The 9623-nt window shown below is 48.3% G+C and carries 8 protein-coding genes and 2 tRNA genes; 9 read left to right on the forward strand and 1 reads right to left on the reverse strand.

The features are described from left to right. The coding region (locus PHU49_10500; GenBank protein MDD5244436.1) for a carbon starvation CstA family protein at window positions 1-1373 on the reverse strand (1373 nt) is incomplete at its 3' end. Window positions 1374-1583: 210 nt separating this feature from the next. On the opposite strand from PHU49_10500, the gene tig reads away from it, so the two are divergent. The 9 genes from tig to PHU49_10545 all read left to right on the forward strand — a co-directional run. After that, window positions 1584-2861 carry a trigger factor gene (tig, locus tag PHU49_10505; protein ID MDD5244437.1) on the forward strand — a complete coding sequence of 426 codons (1278 nt, stop codon included), beginning with the start codon at window positions 1584-1586 and terminating at the stop codon, window positions 2859-2861. Beyond that, entirely contained in the window at window positions 2858-3442 is a 585-nt protein-coding gene (clpP, locus tag PHU49_10510) for an ATP-dependent Clp endopeptidase proteolytic subunit ClpP (GenBank protein MDD5244438.1), read from the forward strand. The genes tig and clpP overlap by 4 nt, the downstream gene beginning before the upstream one ends. A 1-nt stretch (window position 3443) precedes the next feature. Then, complete coding sequence (clpX, locus tag PHU49_10515; protein MDD5244439.1) at window positions 3444-4697, forward strand: ATP-dependent Clp protease ATP-binding subunit ClpX; 1254 nt, start codon at window positions 3444-3446, stop codon at window positions 4695-4697. Window positions 4698-4740: 43 nt separating this feature from the next. Next, window positions 4741-4815 (forward strand) — tRNA-Val (locus PHU49_10520). A gap of 7 nt (window positions 4816-4822) precedes the next feature. Then, a tRNA-Asp gene (locus PHU49_10525) sits at window positions 4823-4900 on the forward strand. A 17-nt stretch (window positions 4901-4917) separates the two neighbouring features. Further along, the gene (locus PHU49_10530; protein ID MDD5244440.1) at window positions 4918-6978 is read left to right on the forward strand and encodes a DUF1926 domain-containing protein; all 2061 of its coding nucleotides are present in this window, start codon (window positions 4918-4920) and stop codon (window positions 6976-6978) included. Window positions 6979-7098: 120 nt separating this feature from the next. Then, window positions 7099-7905: a glycosyltransferase gene (locus tag PHU49_10535; protein ID MDD5244441.1), complete on the forward strand. Its 807-nt coding sequence runs from the start codon at window positions 7099-7101 to the stop codon at window positions 7903-7905. Window positions 7906-8025: 120 nt separating this feature from the next. Next, complete coding sequence (gene nikR / locus PHU49_10540) at window positions 8026-8442, forward strand: nickel-responsive transcriptional regulator NikR (protein MDD5244442.1); 417 nt, start codon at window positions 8026-8028, stop codon at window positions 8440-8442. 64 nt (window positions 8443-8506) lie between these two features. Beyond that, a partial coding sequence (locus tag PHU49_10545) for a TonB-dependent receptor plug domain-containing protein (protein ID MDD5244443.1) occupies window positions 8507-9623 on the forward strand: 1117 nt, incomplete at its 3' end.

Below are 9623 nucleotides of genomic sequence, written 5' to 3' on the forward strand. Positions count from 1 at the left end.
TGGTTTGCCCCTCCAAAAAGTACCCACAGGTACTGCCACCATCCCGTCAAAACAAGCACCATGCCGAGTATGCATGCGATAAATGTCCCCACATGAGGGTTCCTGAATATGGGGCTTACGTCGCTCAAAAGCTCTGATGTCGCAACCCTCATGAAGCGGATAACAAGCTGCATGATCGTTATCGCAAGCACGATCATCATGACGCTGCCATAGGATCTCCCCAGCGCGGCCGGCATTCCTATCGCACCAAGGAATTTCGATACGCCAGCAGCGAAGATGCCGCCAGGGCCTTTTACAATGGCGTCGCCGTATTCAGCCGATGAGGCATAAATGGTTCCGGCTATGACTAAAGCGAATAACGCGAGCATCATCTCAACAAACATGACCCCGCCGCCAACGGGATGGGCATCAAGTTCATTCTCCAACTGCCGGGCCGTCCCGGAACTTGATACTATGCTGTGCAAGCCGGAGATAGCGCCGCATGCTATCGTGACAAACATGATAGGCCATATAGGACCGATCTTGATCGAGAAACCCGTATAGGCAGGAAGGGTAAAGTTGGGGTGGAGTATGAAGATGCCGATTATTCCGAAAAAGAGCCCGAGGAAGACAATATAAGAGGCAACATAGTTGATAGGGAGTGCGAAGCGCCAGATAGGCAGGACTGCTGCGAAATAACAGAAGACGAATGCCGCGATCGCCCATACCCACCTGCTGTTTGCAAGGTCTGCCCCGATTATGCTATCGGAAGGAGCGATGGTACCGAACCATATACCTGCCATGGCAATAATAACGCAAACGATCGTGGTGAGGATAATGTCTTTCCTCCAGCGGTATATCATCTGGCCGGCAAGGACACCTCCGACAGTGAGAAACAGCCATGCCATGGGAGCGGCCTTCAACCCGATGGTGGTGCTCACCACGACATTCCCGAAGGCCCCGGCGATAAGGAGAAGGTAGAAATAGATGAAGGCAAGAAGAATAACCCTGGCCCTCGGTGAGATCAGCTTGTGGCTTAAACCTCCAAAGGAGGCGCCGTCGTTTCTCATCGCCACCATTGAGCTTGAGTAGTCCTGAACCCAGCCGATGAAGAAGGTGCCGGCGAGTATCCATATCAAAGCAGGAAGCCACCCCCACTGTATCGCAATAATAGGGCCGATAATAGGGGCCGCGCCGGCAATCGATTTGAACTGGTATCCGAAGAGGATGTTCTTGCTTGTCGGCATAAACTCCACGCCGTCCATGTACATCTTTGCCGGAGTAGCCCTCTTCGGGTCAGCTTTGATGATTTTTGAGTCGATATGTTTCGCGTAAAAACGGTAACCGATAAAAGCAACAACGAGACCTAAAATAAGAACCACCACAGAATTCATATTTCCCCCTTGTTAACTTTATTTGTTTGATAATTATCGTTATTGCATAGTTGCCAGATAACGTCAAGAAAATTTAACAGTTACCCGTCAGAGACGTTGATATTCCTTGATACGTCCCAAATGTCTTGATAATCTGAGGAGTTGTGTTTATAATAAGGCAGTTTATCGGGAAAAAGAAGCGATGTTCCCATGTATACCCCGGAGGAATTGATGAAAGTTCAGGTAGAAAACGTTGACAGCATAAGGAAAAAGGTAGAGGTGATCCTTCCTGATGAGAAGATAAACGAATTAAGGGAGACAATCTACAGCGAACTTCAAAAGCAGGCAAAGATAAAAGGTTTCAGGCCCGGCAAGGTACCCAGACCGATGATAATCAGTTATTATAAGGAATACATCGACGATGAACTGAAGAAAAGGATGGTCCAGGAGACGATGTATGAGGCCCTCGAAGAGGCGAAGATCAACCCCGTAGGGCAGCCTGTAGTGGATTTTGTCGATGAAACAGATAAACACGGCTATGTCCTTGAGTGTGAGGTGCTCCCGGACGTTGAGCTTCCGGCATATAAAGGCATCGAGGTCGAGGTTGAGCCGATCGGGGTTACCGACGATGACGTCGCGAAAAGGATAGATGGGCTGCAGCAGATGCACGCCGAGATAGTCACAAAAGAGGGCGACCGGGGGGCGCAGAAGGGCGACCTTGTTATCGTCAAATACCAGGGATATGAGAACGGGAAACCCATCAAGGACATTGCAACCGAGGCGTATCCGGTGGAGCTCGGGGCCTCTACGCTGATGCCTGAATTTGAAAATGAGCTCTTCGGGATGAAGGAGAACGAAGAGAAAGAGATAACGGTATCCTTTCCGGATGATTATCCCGATAAGGACATCGCGAAGAAGACGTTACAGTTTAAGGTAACCATGAAAGAGATCAAGGAAAAGCATCTCCCTGAAATAAATGACGAGTTTGCCAAAGATCTGAATTTTGAAAATATGGAGGCACTTCAGAAGAGTCTCAGGGATGAGATACTCAGGGAAAAAGAGAACGTGAGAAGCAAGGAGATCGCACAGAAGATCATGGATACGCTGATCGGCAGCGTTGAGATACCGGTCCCGAAGATATTGCTTGAGAAACGTGTCGATGCGATGATCGAAGACGCGAAATCAAGGTTCAAGGCTGACAGGTTGACCGCGGAAGAGGCGAGGGCGATCGAGGAGCGGTTCAGGAAGGATTTTGAAAAGAGCGCGGAGACACGCATCAAGACCGAGATCATGATCACGAAGATCTCGGAAAAGGAAGGCATAAACGCCGATGAGAACGACGTTCAGGAACGGATAAAAAAGATCGCAGAGGATGCCAAAAGGCCCTTCAACGATATCAGGGATTTTTACGAGCAGTATAATCTTCTGAGCGGTTTACGAAGCAGCATCATAGAGGAAAGGACCATTGGTTTTCTTCGTGATAATGCGATGATTAAGGAGAAATCATGAATCTTGTACCGATAGTCATTGAAAAAGACGGAAGAGGGGAACGCGCTTACGATATATACTCCCGGCTTTTAAAGGAAAGGATTGTCTTTCTCGGCACCAGCATCGATGACAATGTGGCAAACATCATTATAGCCCAGCTTTTATTCCTTGAATCCGAAGATCCCGCGAAGGATATCTTCCTTTATATCAACAGCCCCGGAGGATATTTGACCAGCGGCCTTGCGATCTATGACACCATGCAGTATGTCAAGCCGCCGATCGTCACAATGTGTCTTGGTCAGGCAGCAAGCATGGGAGCGGTTTTGCTCGCCGGCGGAGAAAAAGGCAAAAGATACGCCCTGCCGCATTCGAGGATACTGATACACCAGCCTCTTGGAGGCGCACAGGGGCAGGCCAGTGATATCGACATACAGGCAAAAGAGATCCTGAGGATGCGCAGCGAGATCAACAAGATCTTTACGAAACACACCGGTCAGTCTATAGAAAAGATTGCCGCTGATACTGAAAGGGATTTTTTCATGAACCCTGAACAAGCCATCGAATATGGTATTGTAGATCAAATCGTCGAGAAGAGGGTATAGCATGATTAAAAGAAACAACGGGAGAACGATCAAGTTAAACTGTTCCTTTTGCGGGAAGAGCCAGGATGAAGTGAAAAAGCTGATAGCGGGCCCCATGGTCTATATCTGCGATGAGTGTATAGAACTCTGCAACGAGATCATACAGGAGGAAGCGAAGAAGGAACGTTTCGACTACATCAAGACGTCCATACCGAAACCGCATGAGATCAGGAAGCTTCTTGACGAGTATGTTATCGGCCAGGACCATGCGAAAAAGGTCCTTTCCGTAGCAGTGTACAATCATTACAAAAGGATAGAGGCGAAGGCACATTTTGATGATGTGGAGATCCAGAAGAGCAATATCCTTCTCATAGGTCCTACGGGTTCCGGCAAGACCCTGCTTGCCCAGACGCTTGCGAAGATACTCCACGTACCGTTTACTATCGCCGACGCGACGACATTGACAGAGGCGGGATATGTCGGTGAAGATGTGGAAAATATCATCCTCTATCTCCTCCAGTCTGCCGATTATAACGTGGAGAGGACAGAGCGCGGTATTGTGTATATCGATGAGATCGATAAGATATCGAGGAAGACCGACAGCCCGTCAATTACAAGAGATGTTTCGGGGGAAGGGGTTCAGCAGGCGCTTTTGAAGATTATAGAGGGCACGGTAGCAAACGTTCCTCCAAAGGGAGGCAGAAAACACCCGCAGCAGGATTATATCAAGGTCAATACTTCAAATATCCTCTTTATCTGCGGCGGCGCCTTCCATAGCATAGACGGGCTTGTGGCAAGCAGGATCGGCAAGAAGGGCATCGGGTTTGGCGTTGATGTGGAAGGCGGGAGGGATAAGCGATATTCGGAATTGATACGGGAGGTTCAGCCCGAAGACCTCCTGAAGTACGGCCTGATACCTGAATTCATAGGCAGGCTGCCGATAACGGCCACACTTGATGAGCTCAGCGAGGAGAACCTCGTGGAGATCCTGAAAAGACCGAGAAACGCGATCGTTAAACAGTATAAAAAGCTCTTCGAGCTTGAGAATGTCAAACTTACCTTCACTGAAGGCGCGATCAGGGGCATTGCAAAAGATGCCATGAAGAAGAAAACAGGGGCCAGAGGTTTGAGGTCGATCATGGAGAAGGTCATGCTCGATGTCATGTACGAGATCCCGACGCTCTCCAATGTGAAGGAGTGCGTGGTCAGCGAAGAGGTCATCGTGAACCACGAGAGACCTATACTCATCTACGAGGAAGAGGCAGAGATTGCCTGAGGGTTTGACTTTTACCGGCGAACCTGATATATTGTGCCGGATTGGGCGGATAGCTCAGCGGGAGAGCATCGGCCTTACAAGCCGGGGGTCGCAGGTTCAAAACCTGTTCCGCCTACCATTTCAGCGGGGTCGTAGTTAAGCCTGGTTATAACGCCGGCCTGTCACGCCGGAGGCCGCGAGTTCAATTCTCGTCGACCCCGCCATTTTAAAAAAAGGCGCAATGAATTTTATTCTCTGCATCCATAATCATCAACCGGTCGGGAACATGGATTTTATCCTTGAGGAGGCATATGCGAAATCGTATATGCCTTTTTTTGATGTCCTGAAAGATTTTAAGGACATCAGGGTCAACCTCCATTTTTCCGGTTTTCTCTTCTCGTGGCTCTGTGAGCGCAAGCCTGAATATATCAAGCTCCTTAAACAATTAAAGAAGAGGGGCCAGCTGGAGATCATTTCCGGAGGCATGTACGAACCTGTCTTTTCCCTTTTGAGCGAGGAGGACGGGGTGGCACAGATAACAATGCACATGGATCTCATGGAAGATGTTTTCAATGAGAAACCAGCCGGTATGTGGCTCGCGGAAAGGGTCTATGAGCCATATATCCCAAAGGTTTTGCACAAGGCCGGGATAGCTTTCACCCTTGTAGATGACAATCATTTTAAGGCTGTCGGCCTCGACGAGAAAGACCTCTATGGTTATTTCATCACGGAATATGAAGGACATCCCCTTTCGGTCTTCCCCGGTCTTGAATTCCTGCGTTACGCGATCCCGTTCAAGCAGATCGATGCGCTCGACGGATACCTGAAGGGTGTAAAAGAACAAGGAGGGGATCTCGTTGTCTTTGGTGACGATGGTGAAAAATTCGGCCTCTGGCCGGGGACATTCGATTATGTCTATAAAGAAGGGTGGCTGCGGTCATTTTTCGAATACCTGACAGAAAACAGCTCGTGGCTGAAAACGACAACGTTCTCTGAATACATGAAGGCGAAACCGCCGGAAGGCCGGATCTACCTCGGATGTGAATCATATAAGGAGATGGGGGAATGGTCTCTGCCTGCCGGGATCTCAAAAGAGTATGGTGACCTGTTGAACGAGCGGGAAATACCATACAGACGTTTCCTGACAGGCGGCTATTTTAAAAATTTTCTCGTCAAGTATGCAGAAAGTAATGACATGCACAAAAAGACCCTTCGCCTGTCAAAGAAGGCCGGGAAAAATACCGAGGCAAAAAGATACGTGTACATGGCCCAATGCAATGACAGCTACTGGCATGGTGTCTTCGGCGGACTCTATCTCCCGCACCTCCGTGCATCTGTTTACCGGCACCTTATTGAAGCCCGGAAGCTCCTCGACCCGCAGAAGCCTTTCGCTGACGGATATATTGAGGACGTAAATTTCGATGGCTACGATGAGGCAATACTGAGTAATAACGAGTTGGAGGCATCATTTCTCCTGAAAGAAGGAGGCGTGCTGTACGGGCTTGATTATAAGCCGTCATCGGCCAATATCATGGCTACTCTCCGGAGGCGATATGAGGGATACCACGAAAAGATAAAGCTGGCGATGTCCGGAAACGTTGCGGATGGGACGAAGACTATCCATGATATGGTTATTGCGAAGGAAGAGGGGCTTGACCAATACCTCCATTATGACTGGTACCGGAGGGGTTCTCTCATAGACCATGTTATGGGCGATGACGTGACCCTGGAGTCTTTTTACAGAGGGGAATATCTTGAGCCCGGAGATTTTGTCAGAGAACCATACCAGGGTATTATTAAAAAGGACAAAAAGGCGGTGCAGCTCTCGATGGAGAGAAACGGACATTACTGGCAGGGAGAAAAAGGTTTGCCGCTGACTGTCAGAAAGAATGTCGTTTTACAACAGGGATCGGGCCCGCTTATTGTTGATTATGTCATTGACGGTATGATCGATGGGTTGTTTTATTTTGGCGTGGAATGGAATTTTTCACTTCTCGGGACCGGTGGAGACAGGTTTCTGGAGGCAGGCAGCACGAAGTACCCGCTTACGATAAAGGATACGCTCGGGCAGTCAGACAGATTGAAACTCTATGATCCCTATCAGAATGTCGAGGTCCTCCTCGAATGGGACACGCCAGCTCAGATCCAGACCTTTCCCGTAGAGGTCGTTTCATTGTCCGAGAACGGATTTGAACGGAATTACCAGAGCACAATGGTCATGCCCTTCTGGCCCGTAGACCTGTCAAGGGGACCGTGGAACATGTCAATAAGACTCCATCTCAAACAGGTTCATGGGCATTAGCTGATAGCTCATGGCAAGAAGAATCAGTTGAGGTTGAGGAAAACCAGAATTTGCTTAACCTTAGCCTTAACCTTAGCCTGCTTTTTGCTGACTGCTGAAAGCTGATAGCTGATAGCTAAAATGGTTTCCGTCATCATCACCACATATAACCGGAGAAGATTTCTCAGAGAGGCCGTACTCTCCGTCCTGGAGCAGGACTATCGGGACAGAGAGGTAATCGTAGTGGATGACGGATCGACGGATAGCCCGTATGACGAGATAAAGGATCTCCCTGTAGAATATATCCGGAAGGAAAACGGCGGCATAAGCAGCGCACGGAACAAAGGTATTGAAGCAACACGCGGTGAATATATCGCGTTTCTCGATGTCGATGATCTGTGGAAAAGAGACAAGCTTTCAACACAGATATCACAGATGACGATAAAAGGGTATGTCCTGTCATATACCGATGAGATCTGGATCAGGAACGGAAAAAGGCTCAACCAGAAGTTGCGTCATAAAAAATATTCCGGGAAGATCTTTGAATATTGCCTCCCGCTCTGCATTATCAGTCCATCATCAGCGGTTATCAAGAGAGAGGTCTTTGAGGATGTGGGACTTTTCGACGAATCACTGCCCGTGTGCGAGGATTATGACATGTGGCTCCGGGTGACCGCCAGACACCCTGTGCTCTTTATAGAAAAACCCCTGATAATAAAAAGAGGCGGTCATGAGGACCAGCTTTCGAGGCGATACGATGGTATGGACAGGTTCAGGATACAGGCTATCGTAAAGATATTGAAAGACCCCTGTCTGGACGATAGTATGCGAACAAGGGCGATTGAGGAACTGAAGAGGAAATGCCGGATCTATGCCAACGGTGCAATGAGACGGGACAGGGTAGAAGAGGCGCAGTACTATCTTTCTCTTGCTGACGATCATGAATAATACCGGCTTGCAATCAACGTGATAATGAAAAATCTGAAGTGTTCCTGCGAAAAAAAAATTTATTATTTACAACCTATTTTCTCAGTGCTATTATTTAAAAAAACGTAATACAGGTAGAATATGTCTGAATTGGTACGATTCGGTGTTTCATTAGAAAAGACCTTGCTTGATAGATTTGACCGTTTTATCAAGGAGAGAAACTACACCAACCGCTCTGAGGCATTCAGGGATATGATAAGGCAGGAGCTGATAAAAAAGGAATGGGTTGAAGGCGACGATGTCGCGGGGGCTATAACGCTCATCTACGATCACCACAGGAAAGACCTGCTCAACAAGATCACAGACATTCAGCACAACCTTCAGAAACTGATTATTTCAACACAGCATATACACCTCGATCACCATAATTGCCTTGAAATCATAGCAGTGAGGGGTAATCCGTCAGAGGTGCAGAGGCTGATGGGTCTGATGAAGGCGATAAAGGGCGTAAAGCACGGGACGTTGAGCATGTCGAGCACAGGGAAAGAGATAGACTGAAGAATATTATTTTTTTGTTTCAACGTAGCACGATATATTAAATAGTAGCACAGGAGAAAATACCATGTTAAGGTTGTGGTCTGTTTTTATGGTCTCCTTTTTTATATTGTCATTGTTTTTTGTGTTGTGGGTTGCTGATGCCCGACCGGAAGAAGACAGGACAGTGGAACTCGGCGGTATTATTGTAACTGCGACGAGAACCCCGAAGGAGATATCTTCAGTGCCGGCCTCGACAAGTGTTGTTACAAAGAACGGTATTGAGAAAAATACCGCGCAGACAGTGGATAAGGTGCTGGATTCGCTCGCAGGGGTATATGACCGACGCGGAAAAGGACTTATGGACACACAGGCAGGTATTACATTGAGAGGGATCCCCGGTCAGCAAAGAACGCTCATCCTGATGGACGGGATTACGATGAACAGGGCTTATGACGGCAATATTACCATTGGTGGTTTCTACAATGAGAACCTGGAAAGGATCGAGGTTGTGCGGGGCCCATTTTCCAGTCTCTACGGCGGGTATGCCATGGGTGGAGTGGTGAATATCATTACAAAAATGCCGGAAAAGAGAGAAGTAATAATGAAGAGCGGTTATGGCTCTGACAACACCTGGGGCGCCTACACATCATATGGCAATAAATTCCATGATAAATTCAGGGTATTTTTAAGCTATGGGTACAAATCGACTGACGGTTACGTTACGGACTATGATGTACAGAGTGCGAAACCAACGCCGGGCATTACCGGGTGGAGTGCTACAACGACCAGCCAGGGTGCGCCGCGCTACCTTATCGGAGACAAAGGCGACAATAGCTGGCGAGACAGGAACCTGACGGTCAAGACAGGTGTTGATCTCACAGAGACTTCTGAGGTCCTGCTTACCTTTATGAGGAGTGAATATCTCTATCAATACAACGATCCCAATACCGATCTCCTGAACGCGGCAGGAGTACCCGTCTATACCTATGGGACGGTTCGTGAATCGACATATCTCGCCGGACAGGGCGGCAAGACACAGAACATATATAATGTAAGTTATGAAACAGAGGTCTCAAAGGCGAAGATCAAGGCATCTGCGGGGCTCAACCAGCATGAAGATAACTGGTACGTAACACCGGGCACAACTGCTGCGACCACACGTTCCGGAGGACCCGGAACGGTCTCGTCAACCCCCTCCCGTG

The sequence above is a fragment of the Syntrophorhabdaceae bacterium genome, assembly GCA_028713955.1.
Taxonomy (GTDB): domain Bacteria; phylum Desulfobacterota; class Syntrophorhabdia; order Syntrophorhabdales; family Syntrophorhabdaceae; genus UBA5609.